Origin of the sequence: Larkinella knui, assembly GCF_003858645.1 — a bacterium.
In the GTDB taxonomy this organism is placed as follows: Bacteria; Bacteroidota; Bacteroidia; order Cytophagales; family Spirosomataceae; genus Larkinella; species Larkinella knui.
In genome coordinates this window covers 1,050,331-1,074,592 of the sequence record NZ_RQJP01000002.1, presented here as the reverse complement: position 1 = coordinate 1,074,592, position 24,262 = coordinate 1,050,331, and the positions used below count along the sequence as shown (strand labels likewise).

Genomic DNA, 24,262 nt, shown 5'->3' with positions numbered 1-24,262 from the left:
AGAGTGGACAAATCGTTCAGGGATGTGAAAAACCGTTCAAAGTGGTGGACAAACCGTTCGATTTAGATTATTCCAGTATTTTTTAGTCTCCTGGCAACTAATATTGCTTTGCAAAATGCGCAAAGATGCTTTTACCTCAGTAAACTATGCAAGTGGAAGTCAATGGTACTACGTGTTCTACGAGATTAAAATCCATGAAAAAAAATGTTAATCAGGCCAGTCGGTGGATTTGGTTCGCCCTGCTGGTATGCCTGCAATTTCCATTTCTGTCAATGGCGCAGCAAACCGCTCCGGTTTCAGGAAAAGTAACCGGAGCGAACGGAGACGCCATACCCGGAGCCAACGTGGTGGTGAAAGGAACAACCACCGGAACCTCCACCGACGTGCAGGGCAATTTTAGTCTGAACGCACCGGCCAACGGTACGCTGGTCATTTCCTCGCTGGGATTTACCTCCCAGGAAATCAACATTGGCGGTCGCAGCCAGGTGACGGTCAGGCTGGCTGAAGACCAAAAAGCACTCGATGAAGTGGTGGTGGTGGGCTACGGAACGCAGCGGAAAAGCGACGTTACCGGTTCGCTGTCGTCCGTAACGGCAAAAGATATTAAGTCGGTGCCGGTCACGGGCGTGGGGCAGGCGTTGCAGGGCCGCGCGGCCGGTGTACAGGTGACGCAGGCATCCAATGCGCCCGGCGGTGGCGTCACGATCCGCATCCGGGGTGGCAATTCCATCAACGCGGGGAACGAACCGCTCTACGTCATCGACGGTTTTCCGGTGTATAACGAAAGCGGAGCCAACCTGAATCCGAACGACATCGAGTCGATGGAAATCCTGAAAGATGCCTCTGCAACGGCCATTTACGGGTCGCGGGGCGCCAACGGGGTGGTTTTGATTACGACCAAACGGGGAAAATCGGGACAAAACCGCATCGAGTTCGAGACGTATTACGGGATTCAGCAGGTGCGGAAAAAGCTGCCGATGCTGAATGCCACCCAATACGCCACGCTCGTCAACGAAGCGCAGACGAACGCGGGCCGGGCCCCGGTTTTTACGGACGCGCAAATTGCCGGTTTTGGCGAAGGAACCAACTGGCAGGACGAAATTTTTCGGGAAGCCCCCATTCAGAACTACCAGCTGACGGCTTCGGGCGGCTCGGAAAAAACGCGGTATGCGGTTTCGGGTAATTACCTGAATCAGCAGGGAATCATCATCAATTCCAAATACGACCGGGCGTCGTTTCGGTTCAATTTCGACCACAAAATCAACGACCGCTTCAACATCGGTACCAGCCTGAACGTGATCAGGAGCCGCAACAATGCCGTGCCGACGGATGCCGATGGCGGTTCCAGCGGAACGGTGGTGTACAGTGCGCTGAACTTTTCGCCCACCCAGCCGGTCTACAACCCGGACGGTACGCTGGTGGTTTTCAATACGCCGGGCCGGATTCAGATCGGGAGCCCAGTGGCGCAGGCGTTGGGAACTTACAACCTGACCGTCGGTACACGCCTGATCGGCAGCGTTTTTGCCGACTATAAAATCCTGCCGGGCCTGACGTTCCGCACGAGCTTCGGGGCGGATGTGAACTACTCCAAACGGAGCCTGTACCTTTCCCGGAACACCGCAACCGGCACGCAACTGGGCGGCCAGGCGTCGATCATCAACACCCAGTCGTCGACCTGGCTGAACGAAAATACCCTGACCTACAGCAAAACGTTTGCTCAGGTTCACAACCTGACGTTTCTGGCGGGCTACACCATGCAGGGCAACCGGTATGAGAGCGTCGAAGCGCGTTCGCAGGGATTTGCCAACGATATTTTGACCTACGAGAACTTAGGGTCGGCGTCAACGGCGCTGGTTCCGGCTTCGTCGGCCAGCAACTGGCAGCTCAATTCGTACATTGGTCGGGCCAACTACGATTATGCCGGCAAATACCTGCTGACGGCCACGGTTCGGGCCGACGGCTCGTCGCGGTTTGGAGCCAGTAACAAATGGGCGGTTTTCCCGTCGGCTTCGGTCGCGTGGCGGTTATCGGAAGAAAGTTTTCTGAAAGGCAACCGCGTCATCAACGACCTGAAACTGCGGGTGAGCTACGGGTTGAGCGGGAACCAGGAAATTCCGCAGTATCAGTCGCTGGCGACCCTGGGAACCCAGAATGCCAATTTTAACAATACCGTCGTTATCGGCATCGGGCCGTCGCGGGTGGCCAACCCGGATCTGCGCTGGGAAACCACCGCTCAGGCCGATGTTGGGATCGATGTGGGTTTGTTGAGCAACCGCATCACCTTGACGGCCGATTATTACAACAAGAAAACAACCGATCTGCTGTTGTCTGTGCCGCTGCCCTACGTGTCGGGCTACGCGTCGGCGCTGCAAAATCTGGGCAGCATCCGCAACCAGGGCGTCGAACTGGGCATCAATTCGACCAACCTGAACGGCGCTTTCAAGTGGACGACGGCGTTCAATATTGCCGCCAACCGCAACAAAGTGCTGAGTCTGGGCGATCAGACCGAGTTTGCCTCGGGCGACGCCAGCGGTCACCTGCAACTCCCGAATTCCGGTCTGGTGCGGGTGGGCGAGCCGATCGGGTTGTTTTATGGCTACCAGACGAACGGTATTTTTCAGAATCAGTCCGAAGTTGATGGCTCGGCGCAGAAAACCGCCAAACCCGGCGACCGGCGCTACATCGACCAGAACGGCGACGGCGCCATCAACGCCAGTGACCGCGTGATTCTGGGCTATGCGCAACCGAAATTATACGGCGGTCTGACCAATACCTTCTCGTATAAAGGCGTCGAACTGAGCGTTTTCATGCAGGGAACGTCGGGCAACAGTATTTTCAACATCAACCGGTTTGAACTCGAATCGCTGACCGGCGTGAGCAATCAGTCGGCCGAAACGCTCAACCGCTGGACGCCGACCAATCCCAGCAACACCATTCCACGCGCCAACGCCGTCGGGAATGCGTACGTGCTGTCGAGTCGCCAGATCGAAGATGGGTCGTATCTGCGGGTGAAAAACATCAACCTGTCATACACCTTACCGGCTTCGGTGGTCAGCAAAATCAAACTGTATAACGTGAAAGTCTACGTCAGTGCCCAGAACTGGATTACGTTCACCAGGTACAGCGGTTTTGATCCGGAAGTAAACCGGTTTGGGCAAAGCACGCTGAGCCAGGGTTCCGATTATGGTAGTTATCCGGGTAATAAAATGATTCTGGCCGGTTTGAATATCGGGCTTTAATCCGTCTTTTAACTTTTTGTAAGACCATGAAAATCAAGTCAATTATAGCTGGTGCCGCATTGATGTTTGGCCTTGGCGCGTGTTCGCTGGAAGAAACGCCACCGTCATCGCTGGCGCCGGTTAATTTTTATACGAATGCAAACGATGCCACGGCGGCCGTCAATGCCGTGTACGACATCGCCAATCAGGTGGGCGACCAGAGCCGCAACTTCATCATCATGGGGGATTTGCCAGCGGATGACATGGACCCCCTGGCCAACAATGCCGACCGGGTGCAGATCTGGAGTTTTCAGACCATTCCGACCAACAGCGTGGTGGCGCAGACCTGGCAGATCATCTACCAGGGCGTTAACCGGGCCAATACCGCCATCGACCGCATTCCCGGTATCAGCATGGACGAAACCCTGAAAAAACGGCTGATCGGTGAAGCTAAATTTCTGAGGGCCTATTATTATTTCTACCTCGTACGCTGGTTTGGCGGGGTGCCGCTGATGCTGACCGAAACCCAGTCGCTGAGCGCTGGCAAAGATGTGGCCCGATCGAGTGCCGATGAAGTTTACGCCCAGATTATCAAGGACCTGACGGAAGCGGAAACGGCTCTGCCCGACAAATTCACCGGTGCCGACCTCGGTCGCGTAACGGCGGGAGCCGCCAAGTCGATGCTGGCAAGGGTTTACCTGACCCGCAAGGACTTTCCGAACGCCCGGGCGAAAGCCAAAGACGTGATCGACAATGCCGGAAAATATGGGTATGGGCTGTTCGACAAATACATCGACGTGTTTGCGATTTCGAATAAAAACGGGAAGGAATCGGTTTTCGAGATTCAGTTTGTGGGTGGAGGCAGCGGACAGGGCAGCGGCATGGTGACGTATTTTGCCCCGGAAAACTCACCGATTACGGGCCGCGGTTTCGGGTCGTTTTTCCCGACCATGGATTTGTACAACAGCTTCAAAACCGGGGATAAACGCCGGGAACTGTTCATTAATTCGTACGTCGACGGGGCCGGAAAAACCGTCAATACGTTCCAGCACTTTAATAAATACGTTGATCCGGCGGCCAAGGCGTTTGGCGATGCCAACAACAACTTCCCGATCATCCGGTATGCCGACGTGCTGATGATGTTTGCCGAAGCCGAAAACGAAATTAGTGGTCCAACAACCGCAGCGTTGGAAGCGATCAACCCGATTCGTCGGCGGGCCTTTGGCTTTCCGCTGACGGCAGCCTCGTCGGCCGATTTTACGGCGGCCTTGACCAAAGACGCCTTCCGGCAGGCCATCTGGGAAGAACGGCGCTGGGAATTCAATGCCGAAGGCCACCGCTGGTTCGATCTGGTGCGGACGGGCCGCCTGGTGAGTGTGTTGAAAGCCAAAGGGAAAACCAACATCACCGAAACCCATACGCTGTTTCCCATTCCGCAACGCGAACGGGATCTGAACCCCAAGCTGACGCAGAATCCAGGGTATTGAGCCCGGAATGCAAAGCGTCAATTAGTTCAATACCGGCTTCATCGTCAGGGACTTGCTAAACCCGGGTCCCTGACGATTTTTTAATTAAACGGCTCGTCAGGGGCGTTGGGGAATTAAACGGCATCCACTTCCAAACAAGCGGTCATTCCCGTAGCTTTACGGCGAATCATTCGCCAAAAACATGGCTACGTCTTTTCTCATCACGGGCGCTTCGGGAAATGTGGGGGCGGCAGTTCTGGAACACCTGGGTGCTGATAAAAACCACCGCATCGTTACGACCACGCACGCGGAAAATAAGGCCAGTGAAACGGAGCGATGGCTGGATTTTGAGCAACCCGATTCGTTCGAAAATGCCTTGAAGTCGATCGATGTCGTGTTCCTGCTGAGGCCCCCGCAGCTGGCCGATGTGAACACGTATTTCGCTCCGTTTATAGCCGCCTGCCAGGGGGCATCCATCCAACAAATCGTTTTTTTGTCAGTACAGGGAGCCGAGGAGGTGTCATTCATTCCTCATGCCAAAATTGAAAAGCTGATTCGGCAAAGCGGTATTGCGTACACCTTCATCCGTCCGTCGTATTTCATGCAAAACCTGACAACGACTCTTCGCAGCGACATTGTGCGGGACCATCGTCTTTTTTTGCCCGCCGGGAAGGCCCCTTTCCTGTGGGTGGACGTAGCGGATATTGGCAGGGCAACTGCCGTGGTGCTCGCCCGCTGGCGTGAGCACCAGAACCGGGCTTATACCATTACCGGCACGGAATTACGGACGTTTGGACAGGTGGCTGCTCAGCGAACGCATCGGGTACGAAGTCCGTTTCGAGAGTCCCAACCCGATTCGGTTTTATTTTACGAAACGAAAGCAGGGAATGGCGTCGGGGATGATCCTGGTGCTGATCATGCTGCATTTTCTACCCCGGTTTCAAAAAGCCCCGAAAATCAGCCCGGACTTCACGAACCTGACCGGGCGGCAACCCAATACCCTCCGCGGTTTCATCGACCAAAACCGGTCAGCCTGGTCCTGAGTCTTACACTTGATGGGAACGCGGATTGAACGGATCAAAACAAATTATTTTTTATCTGTGCAAATCTGCTTTATCCGTTCAATCCGTGTTCCCATCACCGTTTAAAACGGGTAACTCACATTTTTCGGCAACGTTTCCACCGCCAGTTTCATCCATTTTCCGTTGATTTTAATCACCACGATGTTGTGCGTTCTTTCCAGCGGTTCCAGGTGGTGTCGATATCGGATGCAAGCTCCAGTCTTTTAAAAGCAGACTGCGCCGAACCAGGAATTAACCGGAGGTAATCGGTGCCGTTCGTCAGGGTAGGATGTTGAGCGATTGCCGGACGGATGAGGAGAAGAAAACAAACAAGGATACCGGATTTTTTCATACGATACAGAAACCGATGAGAGGTGACGCGTACGGAGTATGAAATCAACTAGAACCGATTGCCAGGTATTAAATCCAGCCTTTTCGTTTAAACCACAGGTAAATTCCGGCGGCTACTGCAACCATGAAAATCAGTACGGCCGGATAGCCCGCTTTCCAGTCCAGCTCGGGCATATACTTAAAGTTCATGCCGTAAATTCCGGCAATGAACGTCAGGGGCAGGAAGAAGGCCGAAAAAATGGTCAGTACCCGCATCACTTCGTTGGTTCGCTGCGACGACAGGGACAGGTAGATATTGAGCAGGTGAGTGACCGAATCCTGCACCTGGTCGTAGATGGTGGTGGCTTTGACGTGCAAATCCTGCGTATCCTGCAACAAAGGGGAGTTGCCTTCAATCCGGCGCAGGCAGGCCAGAATATCCTCCGATAGCGTCAGAATGCGCTTGGCCGACGACGCTTTGCGCTTGAGATAGTATAAGCTCTGGAGCACGTGCGGGGATTTTTTACGCAGGAAAATAGTCGATTCGTGTTCATCCAGATCATTGGCCAGTTTCAGGCCGGGGTCGACGTAGCTGTTCAGAACCCAGCGAACAATGCGAATGGCCAGATCGGCGGTCGATTTACAATGGCCCGTATCGATAAAGCGATGGCGAATATCCTCCAGCACGGGCTGGGATTTGCGGTGCACGGTGATCAGAAAATCGGTGCTGTAAAAAATGGCTATTTTGCTGCTCAGATCCTGAATCGTGTCGGCTTCCTTGTTTTCCTTGGGGTCATAAATTCGGGTGATCAGAAAGCTGACAGTACCGATCACCTCGAATTTGGGCAGGTGATCCGGCTCGAGGCAATCTTTGACAACCGTCTCATACAGACCATATTGCTTGGCCACGTCGTTTAATTCGTCGGGCGTGGGATTGGTAATATCCAGCCAGGTAAACGGGCAGGTTTCGGGCTGAGCTAGTTCCTGATGCATAATGAGCCAGTGTTTACCTACTAACTAGTTTTACCGGCCCAGAGTTATCCAGAAATCCATTTCTTGCGGGTGCCGCAGCGGATTTAGCTCCTGCCAGGCCATCTGCTCACGAGCAGGCAACGATCGGTTGGGAGATACCCGAGGCTAAACCGGAAAACGTCAGGCAGAAACCCCGGTGCGAATGACCGAAATACCGGTTTTGAAAATAGCGCATATGTCCTTGATAACCGAGGAGTTGGAGAGGTAATACCAGTGTTTAACCAGTTCGTCCCGGTCAAACTGAATCAGATCCCTCAGAAAGGGATCGGTATCGTCCGAAGGCGTTAACGTAACATCGATCGCGAACACATCCTCGGGGACGGGCCGGCTGTTTCCGAACCCCACCCGGCCCAGGCGGTTTTTTCGCAGCCGGATAAGTGACGAAGCACCCAGGGCCAGATCGCCCTGGTGGTAGTACACGTGAACCTGTTCACACAGATGGACGAGGTGGTGGAGGGGCTGACCCGGATCAAACGCATCCTCGGGAATATCGGCCGCAACCAGAACCGCTTCCTTGAACATATCCAAGGGCGGCACCGTGTGTTCAAAAAGCCGCTCCAGCATGTAAAAAAGCACCTGATTTCCCATCGAATGGCACAAAAGGTGGATCTGCCGGGTCTGAAACAGACCGCTCAGTGACGCGTGGAGCTGCGTGAAAACGCGGGCAAACGCATAGCCCGACAAACGCGCATCCTGCTGATCGTCGAAGTACTGAAAGATGTCTTTCTGCGAGGGCCACGTAAAGGCGACGATGGTTTCGATGCCCGATTCGTCATGAACATATTCCCGGTGCAGCTTACGGATCGTTTTCAGCGTAATGTCCAGATCACTCCGGAACCCATGAATGAAAAAAAGAACATTGCCGCTACCGGCTTTCAGGGTTTGGTATACTTCCGTAAAAACCGGCCCGGAGTTGGCCAGACTGTTGGCTACTTCCGACCTGCCGCCTTCGGGACCAAGGCCGTCCGCATCCGGCGAAGCTTTCTGGAAAGGCGTAGGATCCGGGCTAAGGATCACTACGCCTTTGTCATGGCTATTTTCCGGATCAAACGTGTAGCGGGCAAAGCGGAAAGAAACCGGTTCCTCGTGGCTAACGGACTCAGACCCCGTTGGATTGATGACTTCGACTCCCTGCTCGCTGTCAATTTGTCGGTTGGTGATCAGAAAATGAGTTACGGCTGCCATGCTGCTGTTTCGGAATACTTCGTGAAGCAATACGGAAAAATAGCGTATTTCAGACCAGATTCAGGGCTTGTTTCTCGCTAATTTTTTCAATCGTGAAGACTTTTCGATCATAGTTGGTTTTCCGGTGCGTCATCTTGACAAGAATGACCAGAAATTCCAAAATGAATAGCAAACCGGTGAATAGCCAGTACACAAGAGCCATACTGCGGTTGGTTTTCACCAGGTCGAAAAGGGCATTGATGCGGAGCAGCAGGGAATGGTCGCTATAATAAAGGAGCGCTTCTTTTTGCTTGTTTTCCAGGTCTTTCTTCAACCCGGTTTGGTACTCGGCCAGTTCGTTTTTGGCCCGATCATACTCCGCTTTGGCCTGGCTGGCCCGGTTTACAATCAGGTTGGTGACCGGGCCATAACCGCGTTTCCCGGTCAAACCTTCGCCACTGGCTTCCTGATGCGCCTTATTGAGAGCCTCCTGCCAGATCTGATACCGCTGCTCGACGACCTGCGTGCGGGCTTCTACTTCCTGTTGACGCTGCCTCTGAAGCGTGTCCAGTTCAGCCTTCACATAGGTCATCTTATTGATATGCAGCTGGTGGTCGATGTCTTTTTTGAACACCACTTCGTCCAGCCCAATCGAACCCAGCAGGGCCACAATCGCTCCCAGAATCAGCCTGAAGGCCACCAACAACCCGTTTCCGTTGGCCATGATAATCGAGCGTTCCAGCAGGAAAATCAATAGGGCCGTAAAAAAAGCCGTTTGCAATCCGCGGGTGGCCGAAAGGTGCATGACCTCCGTTACGACCAGGTAACTCGTGGCAAACCACATCATAACCGGAATCATCAGGCAATTGGCCTGAACCGCCACTTTTTTGCGGCTGGCGGGCGTATCGTTTTTTAGAATCTCGTAATCGTCGCCTGTTATCAGGCAATACATCCGGAGCATACTCATGGTTTCGGGCGTTTAATCGTTGTGGAATAAACCGGTAGAATAAGCCAGGCGTTTCTGGTCCTGGTATTTCTGCAAACCGCGAATAAAACCGTCGTGATAATTGTGAATAGGGCCCATAATCCAGCCTTCATCCAACGCTGAATGTTCTTTTTCCAGTTCGAGTTCGCTGATTTCAGTGGCGAGAAGCGAGACATCATTTTCGAGGATATGCTGCCGCCGATCGTCCAGATTCTTCGACTCGGTAATCAGATTCTCGATAAACGATATCTGGCTTTCCCGTTTTTTAATTTCCAGGTGTAACGTCCGGCGGAATTCGGCCCGCATTACTTTTTTTCGGTTATCAAGAACCGAAGTAGCGTGGTGGTCATAGCCATCCGTAAGACCCACCGTGAAGTAATCTCTCTTCAAAAAGATTTCCAGTTCACTGAGTGTTTTTGCCGCCGGAGCCGGTGCGGTTTCGGTGGGTACGGAAACTGGTTTTTCTCTGCCAAACCAGTTTTTTGCTTCGTTTACTAAATTCGGAAATGCGTTCATGATGTGATTGGAATTTGGGTGATTACGAAGTATATTGGTTGCAAAAAAAAGGCAGCGGGCTCATAAAGCGTGGGGCTATGAACCCGCTGCAGTCGTTACTCAGGCGTGCTTTTCATTGGATGTATACGCCCGGTAAATACCGTATACCGGCGCAAAGAGCCAGCCTGGTAATGCGCCCAGACCGGGTATTAAAATCAGCAAGCCAATGAATAAACCGATGCAGATAAAGAAATCTTTCCAGCTTTGAAAATAGAGCCCAATGCCCAGAGCTCCGAAAAAAAAGCCGAGGATACCGGCAACAATAGGGTTCTTTTTGTCCGGCAGACGGGGCAATTCTTCAACAATTTTTGCCGCGCTGTGGGCTGTGTGAGCTGAGTGACCGAGATTTGACATGATTTGATGAGAGGTTAGAAAGTGAAAGCGTAAACTACTACCTGCAAAGCGAGTCACTCGCCATCGGAAGTCGGGAGGGAGACCATTTGTCTTTTTTAACCCGACTTCGTCGTATTCTGCGATCCTGCTGTTTGGTTGTGTTTTGTTCTGTTTTTTCGGCTTTTGGTTAGATTATGTTTCAAATATGTGGGCTTCGGTTCGTATTTGTTCCCCGTTAATACTACTTTGTTGTAACTTTATATAAGAATTAGTAACCTCTATTTTCTGTCCCATGAAAAGCACGGATATTGAGATAAATCAGGAAGAAATACTTCTGTTGAGAAAGGCAGTACAACTGAAATTTGAAGCCGTCAGCAAGCTCAATAAGCAGAAATACCGCCCTCTGGCCGTGACGTGGTACCGCGATAGCTATGATGGATTAAAAGAATCCATGGCGGATGAACTAAAGAAATTGCCGAAAATACCGGACTCCATTGTAGCAAGTCCCGGAGTGTCTTTTCTGCTTAATTTGTTTAAAACCAAACTGGAGAAAGAAACTTTCAGGATTTATTACCTGAATGCCTGTTATTTATATGCGTTTGGTAAAATCCGGGCCGAATACCGTGCCGATCTGGAAGGAAAGTCTACGGCGGATTCTAAATCCGAAACACCGTGTTCTACGCATGGCCTGAGTGACAGTATTTATAAAATTAAACCGGCGACCTACGACGATATTCGGAAAATATTCAGCATCGCATCAACCGTTTATACTGGCATCGATGTCATACCGTATAAGACCATGCTGGCGTGGTATGAAAAAAATCCATGCTCATTTTATGTCATTGTCAATGAAGACGGTGACGTGGTGGGAAACATCGATATTCTGCCCCTGAAAGAAGGGACGCTACGGCAGTTTCTGGATGGTGATATGATCGAAAGGCAGATCCTTGATGATTCAATCTGGGGAATTGATGAGAAAGAAAATATCGATTATCTGTACGTAGAAAGTGTTGTCAATCTGGCGGGCAAGGTAGCTTTGCTGGAATTGATCCGGAACATCTCCGAAATTTTTATGAATTTCGACTGCGATGTAAAATCCATTAAAAAAGTATACTGCATTTCAGCTTCTCCACAAGGACAGCGATTGATCGAACGATTTGGGTTTAAAGAGTATAAAAATTCAAGCAGTCGGCGCGATAAACACTCGGTATTTGAAACGGATATGATCACTGTTCTCCAAAATGCAACTTCTTTTTTTTCCGATAATAATCAACATACCGATGATTATCAACGATTGAAAAAGCTGCTTGACTCCTACAGCAGCTCGCATCAAAAGGTCGTTTCTGAGCCGGCGGGATAAATCCTTTTACCCCTATTTCTTCTATTTTGGATCTTTTAAACGGCTCTGCGGCAATGCAAGTTCTTAAATTTGCTTGTTATTCATCGTAATATTGCGATTGAGAGATTAATCAATATCTTTGCAACATGGGATTGACAAAGACCGAGGTATTTTCTGACCAGCAAAACCGCCTGGCCGATCTGGCCAAAGCCTTTGCTCACCCGGCGCGGGTTGCCATTCTGCAGTTACTAATTGCCAAAAAGGCTTGTGTGTGCGGGGACCTGGTGGACGAATTGCCGCTGGCGCAACCGACGGTTTCCCAGCATCTGAAAGAACTGAAACGCATTGGCCTCATCAAAGGGGAGATCGATCCGCCCCGCGTGTGCTACTGCATCAACGAAAGCGTTTGGGAAGAAGCCCGGCAAAGCTTTGGTTCTCTGCTGGATTCTTTCGTACCCGCGACCTGCTGTTGAACCGGAGCGGTATTTTTTTGCGCGAATTAATCGTAATATTACAATAGATAAAACGCATGAACAACACAGAATCGATCAACTGGCATACCTTCAAACAGGCGCTGGTTCAAAACCCGGACAAGTACCTGCAATTTGAATACGCCGACGGGCAATTTGTCGAGGATTCCTTCCACATTACCGAGATCAAACAGGCGCCGATTACGTCGGTGGATTGTGGTGGCAAGATGAATGCCTGGACCGAAATTATCGTGCAGCTCTGGGAACCTTCGGCACCGGAAACCGACCGGTCGATGAAAGTGGGTAAAGCCCTTTCGATTATCGACCGGGTCGAAAAATCGTTGCTTCTGAATCCATTGGCGACGGTGAAAATTGAGTTCGGGAATTCTAAATTTGATACCCGTCAGCTCTATCCCGGCGACATGGTAACCGATGGCGATGCCTTTACTGTCAGGCTGACGCCGGATTTTACGCAGTGCAAAGCCCTCACCCGCGGACAAAGTTGTGGAATTCCGGCGGCTAAACCCGTTGAAAACGAAGGGACACTTGTTGCGGACGATGCGATCTGTTGTGCACCCGGAACCGGCTGTTGTTAACGTAAACTGCAAAATCGCATGAAACGAATCCTGGTACTTTGTACGGGCAATTCGGCCCGCTCGCAGTTGGCACAGGGCTATTTACAGCAATTTGCCGGAAACAGAGCGCAGGTTTATAGCGCGGGCGTCGATCCGAAAGGCGTCAACCCGCTGGCCGTTCAGGTGATGGCCGAAGATGGGATTGATATTTCGCACCAGACTTCCAACCATGTTGACGAATACACTGGTATTTCGTTCGAGTATGTGATTACCGTCTGCGACAATGCCCGCGAGCAATGCCCGGTTTTTCCGTCGGGCGCCCGGCGGTTTCACCAGAGCTTTACCGATCCCGGACATGAGCCGGGAATGGATGCGCTAACCTCGTTCCGGCAGGTCCGCGACCAGATCAAAACCTTCAGCCGGCAATTTATCGACCTGCATCTACCGGCTAGCTAGCCCGTTTAATCCTGAAAATCATGGCCTTATACTTCGAAAACGCCCGCCCGGAAGATAAAGAGACGGTCTTCGCTTTGCTGCAAAAAAGTCAGTTGCTAACCGATGATTTACCAACCGATCTGACCGGTTTTGTGATGGCCAAAGAGCAGGACACTTGCGTCGGTGTGGCCGGTCTGGAACCTTACGGCTCCGTGGCCCTGCTCCGCTCGGTAGCGGTTAGTCCGGAATATCAGGGCCGACACGTTGGGACTCAGCTGGTTGGAAGGGTGCTCGAAACCGCCCGGGCGGCTGGCCTGGAGGAAATTTATCTCATCACCACAACGGCCGACCGCTATTTTGTGCGGCACGGTTTTCGGCCCGTCGACCGGCTGGAAGTGCCGGAGGCAATCCGGCAAACGCAACAATTCAGCGATCTGTGCCCGGCTTCGGCGGTTGTTATGAAGCGAACGGTAAACCAAAACGCAGCATGAGTAGCCCGCAGGCCGGATTTACTACTGATTTTACCATGAACGAGTCGCCGGTACGGGATATCATTATTATCGGGGGCGGGCAGTCGGGCCTGGCCACGGCGTACCACCTGCGGCACAGTTTCCCGGATTTTACGCTGCTCGATGAACAGGAATCATCCGGCGGGGCCTGGTTGCACGCCTGGCAGTCGTTGCGGCTTTTTTCGCCGGCGGATGCCAGTTCCTTGCCCGGCTGGCTGATGCCCCGCACGAAGGAGATTTACCCCACCCGGCTGGACGTCATCGATTACCTCACGCAGTACGAAAAACGCTACGATTTCCCGGTTCAGCGGCCGGTGCAGGTGCAATCCGTCGAACGCGACGGTTCTGTGTTTCGGCTGACCACCAGCCGGGGTATTTACCGGACCCGGGCGCTGGTGTGCGCTACCGGCAGCTGGAGCCATCCCTCTATTCCTGATTACGCCGGAAAGGAGATTTTTCAAGGTCAACAACTCCATTCTGCTCACTATTCCTCACCCGACAAGTTTTCGGGAAAACGCGTTCTGGTGGTCGGCGGAGGCAATTCGGCGGCCCAGATTCTGGCGGAAGTGTCGAAAGTGGCGGATACGACCTGGGTTACCTTGACGGAACCGACTTTTTTGCCGGATGAGGTCGATGGGCGGTATTTGTTTCAGGCGGCCACGCAGCGGTTTCAGGCGGGGGATACCCAAACCGGGGGCGGTCTGGCCGACATTGTCATGGTCGAATCCGTGAAGGAAGCCCGCAACCGGGGCGTTTTGCATGCTGTCAGACCTTTTACGGCACTCACCAAAACCGGTGTCATCTGGCCCGATGGAAGATCCGAAGCCATTGACGCCGTGATCTGGTGTACCGGTTTTCGTCCCGCCCTCGGCTTTTTGAAACCACTCGGCGTTCTTACCGCCGATGGCAAGGTCGACGTGCTGGGAACCCGTTCGGTCCGCGAACCGGGTTTATGGCTGGTGGGCTACGGCAGTTGGACCGGTTTTGCTTCGGCCACCCTGATCGGCGTCAACCGGTCCGCCCGCCAAACCGCCCGGGAAATCTCGGCATTTCTTCAGGAAGACAAGGCCCGCTAAACGAAAAAAACCGAAGTTTTGCTTCGGTTCGTTCCTCAAAATCCACGCGTGTTTAAACCGTGGCCATTTCCTTTCGCTCGCCAATTTGTTGCCGCCACATGGCGTAGTACAACCCTTTCTGCAACAGCAAATCGGAATGGCGGCCCTGTTCGGCGACGTGACCTTTTTCCAGCACAAAAATCCGGTCGGCGTGTAGAATCGTGCTCAGGCGGTGGGCAATCAGAATCGTGATATGCTGCCGCGACCCCGAAAGCTGGCGGACGGTTTTGCCGATTTCTTCTTCCGTCAGCGAGTCGAGCGCCGAGGTGGCCTCGTCGAACACCAGCAAGGTCGGACGGCGCAGCAACGCCCGGGCAATGCTCAGCCGCTGTTTTTCACCCCCCGAAACTTTCACGCCCCCTTCGCCAATCACGGTATCGAGTCCCTGCGGAGCGCGATTCAGCAGCGTGTCGGCCGCGGCCTGGTGGAGCGCCGTCAGGCATTCGGCGTCGGTGGCGTCGGGTGCCACAAAGCGCAGGTTTTCGCGAATCGTTCCGGCAAAAAGCTGCGTATCCTGCGTTACAAAGCCGATTTGTTCACGCAATTCGTCCAGATCAACTTCTGAACTCGGGATGTCGTTGTACAGAATTCGACCCGCCAGCGGGGGATACAAACCGACGAGCAACTTCACGAGGGTGGTTTTTCCCGAACCCGACGGTCCGACAAACGCGATGGTTTCACCCAGCTTGACATCGAACGAAATACCGTCGAGGGCCGGGTTGTCGGCTGATAAGTGCTTGAACCGAACGTCTTCGAAGGCCAGCGTTTGAATCTTTTTGATCGGGATCGGATGCGCCGGTTTGACGTCGCGGGGCGTGTCGAGAATCTGCTGGAAATTGGCTAATGAAGCTTCCGTTTCGCGGTAAATATTGATGATGTTGCCCAACTCCTGCAACGGGCCGAAGATGGCGAAGGAATAAATAAAGAGCGAGAAGAATTCGCCCACCGTAATCCGTTGCTGCACCACCAGAAACAGCATGAGCAGCATGATGGCGTTCCGCAGCAAGTTCACAAACGTGCCCTGTACGAACGACAGCGAGCGGACGTAACGGACCTTTTTGAGTTCGAGCCGCAGAATTTTTTCGGTCGTCGCGTTCAGTCGTTCGGTTTCCTGCTGGGCCAGCCCGAGGCTTTTCACCAGTTCGATGTTGCGCAGACTTTCGGTTGTCGAACCGGCCAGCGAGGTGGTTTCGGCCACGATGTTTTTCTGAACGACTTTGATTTTTTTACTCAGCAGCGAACTGACGAAACCGAGCAGCGGAATGGTCAGAAAGTAGGCGGGGGCAATGGGCCAGTACACCGTGCTGGCGTACCACATCACGAACACAATGCCGACCACGGACGTAAACAGCACATTGACAAACGACTGAATGAGTTTTTCGACATCCGTCCGCACCTTCTGGAGTTTGCCCAGCGTCTCGCCCGAACGCTGGTCTTCAAAGACTTGATAGGGGAGGTCGAGCGAGTGGCGCAACCCGTCGGAATACAGCCGGGCGCCCAGTCGCTGGGTGATGACATTGACGTAATAATCCTGAAAATTTTTGGCAATCCGGCTCACCATGGCGACGCCCAGCGCCTGCAAAATCAACAAACCGGCCCCGTCGCTCAGGAAGCTCACAAAGTCCAGCCGCTGGATACCGGAGCCCGGTTTGACAACGTACTGATCGATGATTTTCCGGAAAATGTACGGATCGAGCAGGGAGAAGATCTGGTTGATGGCGGCCAGCAGCAAGGCCAGAATCAGCAGGGGCCAGAAACTGCGCAAATAGCTGTAAAGTAATTTCATAGGATTGAATGGAGTTTGGTATGCGCCGTTCTGATTGGTAACGGTAGTTATTGTACTTCAATGCATTACCCCGGAGGGTTTTCTGTTAATAGGCCGGATCGCTAAAGGCTATAAACCCCGGCGGGGTGACCTGGTTGGATCGTCTGGTACGCCCTGCCGGGGCTAAGATGATCTCTTAGTTGCAACATAGCTATTAACAGGACGCCCCGTCGGGGTTGAATCAAACGATTCACGCAAATTATTTCACACTCCGCAACCGGTTTTCCCGTTGAAACTCCTTGATCAGTTTCGTGTTTCCGGCCAGCCAGATGACATCGCCGGGCAGGAAGCGCGTGGTCGAGTCGGGGTTCAGAATCCGGCTTCCGTTGCGTTCGATGCCCACAATCAGGCCCTGGGTTTTCTCCCGAATGCCGGAATTCCGAATGCTTTGGTCGATGTACGGAAAGGATTCATCGACGGCAATTTTCTGAAGCGATATTTCCTGCGCCGGTGTTGCCTGAGCCTTTTCTTTTTTTGCGGGCTCTATCAAACTTATAAAGTGTTCTAACTGCTTATCGGTTCCAATTACCGCAATTTTATCTCCGGGAAATAAACGTTCATCCCGGCCCGGCACCAGCATGGTCATGCTGCCCCGGGCAATCGAGATGACGTTCACGCCGTATTTTTCGCGCAGGGCCAGTTCGGAGAGGGTGTAGCCGACGCCGGGCGATTCGGCGCTGACTTCAAAATAGGAAAGGTGGGCGTCCCACGGCAGCAGATTGCGCCCCATGCGGTTTTCCTGGTAAATCTGGCGGGCGTTGAGGTTAATCAAAAACCGCTTTTCGATCAGCTCATAAATCAGCGGGAGCCGCTTGCCCACGATCAGCCAGATACCGACCACAATCACCAGCGCAATGAGCACGAGTTTGATGGAAAAAAACTGATCCAGCAGCAACAGAACCAGCCCCAGACCGATGACGCCCCGGGCAATCGCCAGCGTTACCAGCGGGCCGCGATACGCCCGCCGTTCGGTCCAGAGCCGGGTGTAAACCGGCTGGTTGATGCGTTTCAGAACCAGCGCCCAGAGGAAAGGCGTGATCAGGATGAACGACAGAAAACCGGTCAGAACCGTAGCCCAGTTTTCGGCGAGTTCTTCCAGAAGAAGGGGCATCAGCCAGCGGGATGCGAGCAGAATGATGCCCAGAATAACGGCGGTATTGACGATCATGACCTGGAGATGTTCGCGCAGCAATCGGTACCAGTCGCTGACGCTGCCGATGGTTTGCGCTCCGGAACTGTAGCTGGTCAGAAATAACCGGGTTCGCGGACTCAGTTTGCTCTCCACCCACGTACAGAGCGGGCCGGAAGCCTTGATCATGTAGGGCGTTGTGAAAGCGGTCAGGGCCGAAACGGCAACGGCAATGGGATACAGAAAACCGCTGGTGACTTTCAGATTCAGGCCCAGCGTGGCGATAATGAACGAAAACTCACCGATCTGAGCCAGACTCAGGCCGGTTTGAATCGACTGCTTCAGCGGCTGCCCGACCACCAGCGCCCCGAAGGTGACCATGAAGGCTTTTCCCAGAATGACGACCGCCGTGATCAGGGCAATCGGACCGGCATATTCGATCAGCAGGGCCGGGTCGATCAGCATGCCGACCGAGACAAAAAATACCGCCCCAAACAGGTCTTTGATGGACGTCAGCAGGGTTTCGATCCGTTCGGCATAAATGGTTCCGGCCAGAATGGAGCCCATGATGAAAGCCCCCAAAGCCGGAGAAAAACCGACGCTGGTGGCGACAACGACCATGAGCAGACACAGGGCCAGGGAGATGATCAGCAGGGTTTCGTCGGTGATGAATTTGCGGCTGCTGCGCAGAAAAGAGGGAACCAGAAAAATACCGCCTAAAAACCAGATGACCAGAAAGAACCCTAGTTTCATGATAGCCACCAGCATTTCGGCACTGAAAAACTGCTTGCTGACGGCCAGGGTAGAGAGCAGCACGAGCAGCAAAACCGCCACGATGTCTTCGATGACGAGAATGCCGAACACAATACCGGCAAACTGCTGGGTTTTGATGCCCAGTTCGTCGAAGGCCCGAATGATGATGGTGGTGGAGGAAATGCAGACGATACCGCCCAGAAAAATGCTGTCCATCGTCGACCAGCCCAGGCAGACGCCGGTGAGGTAGCCGAGGAGAATCATCGCCGAGATTTCGATCACTCCCGTCATGGACGCCGTGCCGCCAACTTTGACGAGTTTTTTGATATTAAATTCCAGTCCGAGGCTGAACAGCAGCACAATGACGCCGATGTCGGCCCAGATGCGAATGGTGGCCGGGTCGGAAATGGTCGGGAACAGCGAAAACTTCGGCCCAACGAGCACTCCAGCCAGAATATACCCCAGAACGAGGGGTTGTTTAAGCCATTTAAAAAGAAGCGTCGTTATGGCTGCCGTCCCCAAAATGATAGCCAGATCGATGATCAGGTTTGGTAAATGCGCCATATTGAGATAAAATCGGAAACGTATCGACTTCCCGCTGAAACAGGCGCCCGACAAACCAAAAATTTTGGTATTCCTACAATAATACTACCTTTTTAGCTCGAATCGGATGGATACACGGGTTAACCATCGAAAATTTCTTGGTCGTACGACCGTTCCGGAACGCACACGCAGTCGGCTAAACGTCCTCTTTCCGATGCCTGACCCGGCTCTGTCGGTCGATGGAAAACGGGTTGGCCTTTTGGGGTGCGGTACTTTGCCCGACTGGTTTTGACTAACGTGCTGAAGGACTGGGAATGCTCAAACAGGCCATTTCATTTACCGTTAAATGGGCTGTCGATTTTTTATGTTTGAAAAAGGAGCTTTAGACGGCTGCTCGACACAAAAGTAAAAACCGGAAGAGGCCGTTCTGCGGCCTCTTCCGGCACAGGAACGGTTAGGCTTTAGAATAAGTCGCGGCAAATTCTTTTGCAAAATCTTCCAGTTTCACCTTCCCTATATCCGTGGGCTGATGCCGGTCATAATCCTGCCGCATTGCGCCACTGTGAATGCTGGCCCCCAGATCCGCAAAGTCGGCGGCAAACTGTGCCGACATGCCATTCGCTTCCATCCGGCTTCGGACCTGTTCATCGGTAAAAAGGACCCATTTTAAATCCGGCTTGCCAATGGCCTCGCCCAGGCACCGGGCGGTTTCGCTGGCCGTGCGCTCGTCGCTCGCTATGTAGCGAACCGTCTGGCCGCTGGCCGGTCTGGTCAGCTCTTCGGCAACCACAGCGGCAATGTCGGCGGGGTCAACCATGACAAGTCGGTCATCCCCACCGTAGTTGGCACCAATGAAGCCCAGCGTCTTTATCATGTCGACGAAATTGTACAGATTGTAGTAGAAATACGTGGGGCGCAAATGCGTAATGGCTGCCTCCGGCAGTTCATTCAACAGGCCTTCCACATCGTGAGCCCCCAGAATAATCCCGGTGCCTTTGTCCAAGTCTGCGCCGTAGCTGCTCAGATTGACCACCCGCTTTGTACCCGTCTGCCTGATGGCCGACGCATAGTTGCGGCCTATCCGCCGGTAATACGCTCTCAAATCGGGTTCGGTGTACTTGGGCGGAACCATACAATACACGGCATCGGCACCGGCCAACGTAGTCGTCAGAAAATCAACGTCTTCCAGAGAGCCAATGGCCGCAGTAGCCCCCAGGGCTTCAATGTCTTTTTGTTTTTCGGGGTTGCTGCTGATTACCGCAACGGTATGACCGTTTTGCACCAACGCCTTTGCCAGCGGCTTGCTGATGTGTCCTACTGAACCTGTGATTATAATTTTCATCGTTCTGCTTTTTTTACAAAGATCCGCAGCAACGAAGAAGCCTACGTAACCGAATCGATTCTTGTTGTAGTCAAAACCGTTATTTGGGCGTAGAGTAGTTTATTTAAATCAATCCTGTCGCGTTAACCGGAAGTGGTGTAATGGGTTATTGATTGGGCCGGGTTTTATTGATAAATTTAAACTCCGTTTCATAGCACCAACACTAAAATCTACGCAAAATGTACACCGCATCGTTTACCAGGCATTGGTCTCTGTTGTTACTTTTTCTGATCCCTATGGCCGTAGCCAGTTCCTGCAAACAGAATGACGATCCTGCACCGGGTTCCGTGGTTGGCAGTTGGATTGGAAAATACAGCACCAACGCTACTACGGTTCCCAACATTACCTGGGATACCATGATACTCACAAGCAGCGGGGCTTTGCAGGGAAGCGACCGAATGGGAACTTTCAATGTATCAGGCAACGTCATTACGGCAACCTACGTCCGTACGGGCACCACTTTTTCGTTTCGCTGCGATATTAAAGAGGACTTCAACAAGCTGGAAGGTACGTGGGGCAATGGTGCCAGTCAAACGAATGGCGGGTTGATGGTGCTCACCAAGCAATGAGGACTTCCGACTGGGCCCAACGTGTGGGCCAGTATCCCCAATCGCCCGGCTATGATTGGCTGGTCGGGTGAAACCGGGCATCCGACGAGTAATTACGGATTCCCGAACGGTTTTGAATCGCTCAGGGCTTTCAGAAAGGCGACCAGCGCGGCTTTTTCCGATTGATCTAACCGAAGCGGGTCTTCGGGCAGCGTCTGGTTTTCCTGCGTAATGCCGATTCCTTTTCCACCCCCCCGATCATAAAAATCAATGACTTCTTCCAGGGTTCGAAACGCACCGTTGTGCATGTAGGGTGCCGTCAAGGCCACATTGCGCACGGTGGGCGTTTTAAATGAACTCCGGTGAATTTTGCCCCCGGTATGATTGATTTTTCCCGGATCGGAATCCAGCGTGGCTTTTTTCCAGACTACCCGTTGCGGAACGCCCAGGTTCTCACTTTCGCTTTTTTCAAAATGGGGTGGGACCAGCCCGTTGGTCAGCGGTAGAAAGTGGCAGGTGGCGCATTTTGCTTTTCCGGCAAACAGATTGAATCCCCGGATTTCCTGCGCATCCAGGGCACCTTTTTCGCCCCGAACGTACTGGTCGAACCGGCTGTTGAGACTCACCAGCGACCGCTCGTAACTGGCCAGGGCGTTGCGGATGTTGAAAGACGTGATACCATCGGCGTAGGCAGCGGCAAACGGCTTCGCATACGCCGGATTGGCCTTCAGCTTGTCCGCAACTTTTTCAAAAGATCCGTGCATTTCATCCGGGCTGGTAACGACGTCGGTTGCCTGATCTTCCAGAAACGTGACCCGCGAATCGGCAAACAAAGCGCGTTGCAGTCCGACGTTCCAGAGCGTTGGCGTGTTGCGTAAAACCGACTTGCCGCCGTCGAGGGTCCGGTTGCGGGGCATGGCGTCGGTAAAAGCCCGCTCGGGCTGGTGGCAACTGATGCAGGCCCGGCTCCCGTTTCCGGACAAAACCGGGTCGGCAAAGAGCATTTTTCCCAGCGCAATCCGGTGGGGTGTCGCCCGGTAATCCGTGCCGGGGGCATAATGACTGGCGTCAAAGACGTTGGCCGAAAAAAGCGTCCGCGCGTCGGAACGCAGTCCGCGCGATTCTCGAAAGGGCTTGATTTCCAGTGCATTCTGGGCATCCAGAAGAAGCCCGCTGATCGGATTGGCGATTTCGGTAATAAAGGCCAGCCGATCAAATCGATTGAATGCCTCCGGCCCCGAATCGGACTTCAATTGCTTTTGAGCGCGTTGAAAAATCGTTTGCAGCGCATCCGCGACCCGCCCATTCCGGGCCTGTAGCTCCGGCCGGTAAAAGGCCAGATACTGTTCGAGGCTTTCCAGAGCCGCTGCGGTTTCGGGAAGTGAATATTGCGCAACGGGCGAATCAAAACCGGTGATTCCCAGACTGATGATCCGAAACACTTCCAGCCGAAGCGCATCAAAGAGATGGGCGTCGGTGGTCGGATTGTTCCGGGCCACGATGGTCAGCCGTTTGACGTTGGAGGCCAGAATAGCCGTTTGCGCCACGAGTTGTTCGTGTTGTTCCGGATCAGGAGCGGGAAAAAGCAGCGGTTCGATTACCTGAAAACCTTCGGGCTCAATCGTTTTGGCATCCGATTCCTCATATTCCGGCACGGCAGCGCCGTTGATGGCTTTGGCCGTTGCCGGGAAATAATATTCGGTCAGCCACTCCACCCGTTTCCAGCTCAGACGCGCCCGGCGAAAAGCGGTTTGGCGGGTTTCGGCGTTGCCATTCGCAACGGCGGTTTGCAGCAGGCGGGTGGCGGAATCCAGCAAAGCAACATCGCGCAGAAACCGCGCCTGAACCTGCTCAACCGGCGTCAGAACCGGTTGTTTCAGCTGCCGAAAACCAAAATAAGTCGCCAGCAACAACAGGGCTGCCGTACCCAGAAACAGAATCCGTTTCATCGTGGAGTAGATGAAAAAATCCTGCCGGATTGCGCCGGCAGGAAGTGGTTAAAGGAAATGAGGAAGATTAACGCGGAAGACCTTTGACGATCACCAACTGGCTGGCCTGCTTCTCGCTGGTTCGTTTCGAACCGCCATCGACGCCCTTGTATTTATCGTCGGTCCAGGTGTGCGCCTGAACGCCAAAAACAAAGGTGTTGGGAATACCGATGATGTCGGAGATGTCGATGATGCCGCTACTTTCCCAGTCTCCGAATTTTGACGTACCGCCAACGTTATATTTGGCCGCATCGGCCTGATTTCGGCGATGGTCCAGTTCAAATACCGGTTTTAAAGCGCCGGTAGTCAGGTTATACTGGTAGATGTAGGCGTCGTGGGTTTCGTCGCCGTAGCCATTGGGGTCCTCCTGGATGTAGGCGTAGTTTTCCGTCACCAGAATATTGTCCGGGTCCTGAAACTGTTTGGCAATCCCGTTGCGGTCGTCGCCGTCGATCAGGAGTTCGAGCTTTCCTTTGGTCGGATCGGCGGCATCCAGCGTCAGGCGGTAAATGCGTCCGTATTTGGAGCGGGAATAATCGGCGTTGACCCCGGTATTATTTTGTCCTGTTACGGTAAAATAAACCTCACGACCATTTGCGCCACCGCCTTTGCGGTAATCGACATCCTCGACGCGGCCAAATTTGATGGCTTTTACGTCGTCCACTTTCTGATTGATCTGCAACCCCGTCAAGGTAGCCTGGTTGTCGATTTTGACAAATTCCACGTCGTGGAATTCGCCGGTTTTTATGGCCATTTCCTTTTGATTCAGGTCTTTCCGGCGCATGATGTAATAGCTGCCGTTGTCGAGATCACCCACGGTATTGCTGATGTAGACCAGAATCTGACCGCCGTAAATGGCGCTGTCGTCATCACCGATGACAATAACGGTTTTGCCCGGAAAGGCGGTTTTGGGCAGCGGAACGGCATTTTCGGCGCTCTGACGACCCAAGGCCGGTTTTTCTTTCGTGACGCCGGCCGAAGAGGGGTCGCCGTACGGATTCAGGGCGTGAATGCGCGATTCTTCACCACTTTCTCCGCAGGTTAGAAACAACGGACCAAAACCGTGTTCGGCGGGCGTCGCCATCGTGGCCGAACACAGCCGCCACTGGGCACCGTCGGAATTGAGCAGGTATTCCCCTTTGACGGGCTTAAACGTTTGGTCGAAGGTCAGCCGGGATACGGCAAAGTTGTCTTCATTGTTGACCAGCATGGTGTAGGTGTTGTCGTTATTTTTTAACAACCCGGCGCCATCGGCCGACCCGCCGAAAATGTAATTGGGCGACTGGTCCAGTTTGTCGTCGGAGCTAAGCAGGGCAAAAACGTCCAGATTTTCGAAACCTGACAGCTTTTTGACCAGAACAGGCGTAACCGAACGACTTTTCAGATCGGCCTCCGACGGCTGCTGAATGTGGTCCTGGAGCGTACAACCGTAGAGAGCCAGAGCAACCAGGGCCGTAGCTTTGCCGGAAAAGCGGAGTGGAGAAATTTTCATGAATCAGATGCTATGT

Annotated in this window: 21 protein-coding genes; 10 read left to right on the top strand and 11 right to left on the bottom strand. The window is 53.1% G+C overall.

The features are described 5' to 3' along the window. Positions 1-194 precede the first annotated feature (194 nt). From EHT87_RS13215 to EHT87_RS13205, 3 genes are all read left to right on the top strand, one after another. Positions 195-3,239: a SusC/RagA family TonB-linked outer membrane protein gene (locus tag EHT87_RS13215; protein ID WP_229321046.1), complete on the top strand. Its 3,045-nt coding sequence runs from the start codon at positions 195-197 to the stop codon at positions 3,237-3,239. 26 nt (positions 3,240-3,265) lie between these two features. Then, positions 3,266-4,705 carry a RagB/SusD family nutrient uptake outer membrane protein gene (locus tag EHT87_RS13210; RefSeq protein WP_124907081.1) on the top strand — a complete coding sequence of 480 codons (1,440 nt, stop codon included), beginning with the start codon at positions 3,266-3,268 and terminating at the stop codon, positions 4,703-4,705. A gap of 181 nt (positions 4,706-4,886) precedes the next feature. Next, entirely contained in the window at positions 4,887-5,756 is an 870-nt protein-coding gene (locus tag EHT87_RS13205) for an NmrA family NAD(P)-binding protein (RefSeq protein WP_124907080.1), read from the top strand. A 143-nt stretch (positions 5,757-5,899) separates the two neighbouring features. On the opposite strand, the gene EHT87_RS13200 is transcribed toward EHT87_RS13205, so the two are convergent. From EHT87_RS13200 to EHT87_RS13175, 6 genes are all read right to left on the bottom strand, one after another. Further along, a complete protein-coding gene (locus EHT87_RS13200) occupies positions 5,900-6,097 on the bottom strand; it encodes a hypothetical protein (protein ID WP_124907079.1) in 198 nt (65 codons plus the stop codon). Positions 6,098-6,165: 68 nt separating this feature from the next. Beyond that, on the bottom strand, positions 6,166-7,068 hold the full coding sequence (locus tag EHT87_RS13195; protein ID WP_124907078.1) for a magnesium transporter CorA family protein: 903 nt from the start codon (positions 7,066-7,068) through the stop codon (positions 6,166-6,168). A 159-nt stretch (positions 7,069-7,227) separates the two neighbouring features. Continuing rightward, a complete protein-coding gene (locus EHT87_RS13190) occupies positions 7,228-8,292 on the bottom strand; it encodes an alpha/beta hydrolase (RefSeq protein WP_124907077.1) in 1,065 nt (354 codons plus the stop codon). Positions 8,293-8,341: 49 nt separating this feature from the next. Next, on the bottom strand, positions 8,342-9,238 hold the full coding sequence (locus EHT87_RS13185) for a DUF4407 domain-containing protein (RefSeq protein ID WP_124907076.1): 897 nt from the start codon (positions 9,236-9,238) through the stop codon (positions 8,342-8,344). A 12-nt stretch (positions 9,239-9,250) separates the two neighbouring features. Next, positions 9,251-9,772, bottom strand: a complete 522-nt coding sequence (locus EHT87_RS13180) for a hypothetical protein (protein ID WP_124907075.1) — start codon at positions 9,770-9,772, stop codon at positions 9,251-9,253. A gap of 99 nt (positions 9,773-9,871) precedes the next feature. Beyond that, positions 9,872-10,222 carry a hypothetical protein gene (locus tag EHT87_RS13175; protein ID WP_124907074.1) on the bottom strand — a complete coding sequence of 117 codons (351 nt, stop codon included), beginning with the start codon at positions 10,220-10,222 and terminating at the stop codon, positions 9,872-9,874. Positions 10,223-10,436: 214 nt separating this feature from the next. Here EHT87_RS13175 and EHT87_RS13170 point away from each other — a divergent pair, with 214 nt between their 5' ends. From EHT87_RS13170 to EHT87_RS13145, 6 genes are all read left to right on the top strand, one after another. Further along, positions 10,437-11,504 (top strand): hypothetical protein, encoded by a 1,068-nt coding sequence (locus tag EHT87_RS13170; protein WP_124907073.1) that lies wholly within the window; start codon positions 10,437-10,439, stop codon positions 11,502-11,504. Between the two features lie 125 nt (positions 11,505-11,629). Then, complete coding sequence (locus EHT87_RS13165) at positions 11,630-11,956, top strand: ArsR/SmtB family transcription factor (protein ID WP_124907072.1); 327 nt, start codon at positions 11,630-11,632, stop codon at positions 11,954-11,956. A 56-nt stretch (positions 11,957-12,012) separates the two neighbouring features. After that, positions 12,013-12,549, top strand: a complete 537-nt coding sequence (locus EHT87_RS13160; protein ID WP_124907071.1) for a DUF6428 family protein — start codon at positions 12,013-12,015, stop codon at positions 12,547-12,549. Between the two features lie 18 nt (positions 12,550-12,567). Next, entirely contained in the window at positions 12,568-12,984 is a 417-nt protein-coding gene (locus tag EHT87_RS13155) for an arsenate reductase ArsC (RefSeq protein ID WP_124907070.1), read from the top strand. A 20-nt stretch (positions 12,985-13,004) separates the two neighbouring features. Further along, positions 13,005-13,454 (top strand): arsenic resistance N-acetyltransferase ArsN2, encoded by a 450-nt coding sequence (gene arsN2, locus EHT87_RS13150; RefSeq protein ID WP_124907069.1) that lies wholly within the window; start codon positions 13,005-13,007, stop codon positions 13,452-13,454. Then, positions 13,451-14,548 carry an ArsO family NAD(P)H-dependent flavin-containing monooxygenase gene (locus EHT87_RS13145; protein WP_229321044.1) on the top strand — a complete coding sequence of 366 codons (1,098 nt, stop codon included), beginning with the start codon at positions 13,451-13,453 and terminating at the stop codon, positions 14,546-14,548. The genes arsN2 and EHT87_RS13145 overlap by 4 nt, the downstream gene beginning before the upstream one ends. Positions 14,549-14,600: 52 nt before the next feature. Here EHT87_RS13145 and EHT87_RS13140 read toward each other — a convergent pair whose 3' ends face one another. The 3 genes from EHT87_RS13140 to EHT87_RS13130 form a co-directional block, all read right to left on the bottom strand. Continuing rightward, positions 14,601-16,373, bottom strand: coding sequence for an ABC transporter ATP-binding protein (locus EHT87_RS13140; RefSeq protein WP_124907068.1), 1,773 nt, complete (start codon positions 16,371-16,373; stop codon positions 14,601-14,603). Positions 16,374-16,611: 238 nt separating this feature from the next. Next, on the bottom strand, positions 16,612-18,858 hold the full coding sequence (locus EHT87_RS13135) for a monovalent cation:proton antiporter family protein (protein ID WP_124907067.1): 2,247 nt from the start codon (positions 18,856-18,858) through the stop codon (positions 16,612-16,614). A 433-nt stretch (positions 18,859-19,291) separates the two neighbouring features. Further along, the gene (locus EHT87_RS13130) at positions 19,292-20,179 is read right to left on the bottom strand and encodes an NmrA family NAD(P)-binding protein (RefSeq protein ID WP_124907066.1); all 888 of its coding nucleotides are present in this window, start codon (positions 20,177-20,179) and stop codon (positions 19,292-19,294) included. 275 nt (positions 20,180-20,454) lie between these two features. Here EHT87_RS13130 and EHT87_RS13125 point away from each other — a divergent pair, with 275 nt between their 5' ends. Then, positions 20,455-20,787, top strand: coding sequence for a hypothetical protein (locus EHT87_RS13125; protein WP_124907065.1), 333 nt, complete (start codon positions 20,455-20,457; stop codon positions 20,785-20,787). Positions 20,788-20,879: 92 nt separating this feature from the next. On the opposite strand, the gene EHT87_RS13120 is transcribed toward EHT87_RS13125, so the two are convergent. Both EHT87_RS13120 and EHT87_RS13115 read right to left on the bottom strand, forming a co-directional pair. Continuing rightward, positions 20,880-22,715, bottom strand: coding sequence for a cytochrome c peroxidase (locus EHT87_RS13120; RefSeq protein ID WP_124907064.1), 1,836 nt, complete (start codon positions 22,713-22,715; stop codon positions 20,880-20,882). 67 nt (positions 22,716-22,782) lie between these two features. Further along, positions 22,783-24,246 (bottom strand): alkaline phosphatase PhoX, encoded by a 1,464-nt coding sequence (locus EHT87_RS13115; protein ID WP_124907063.1) that lies wholly within the window; start codon positions 24,244-24,246, stop codon positions 22,783-22,785. Between the last annotated feature and the right edge of the window lie 16 nt (positions 24,247-24,262).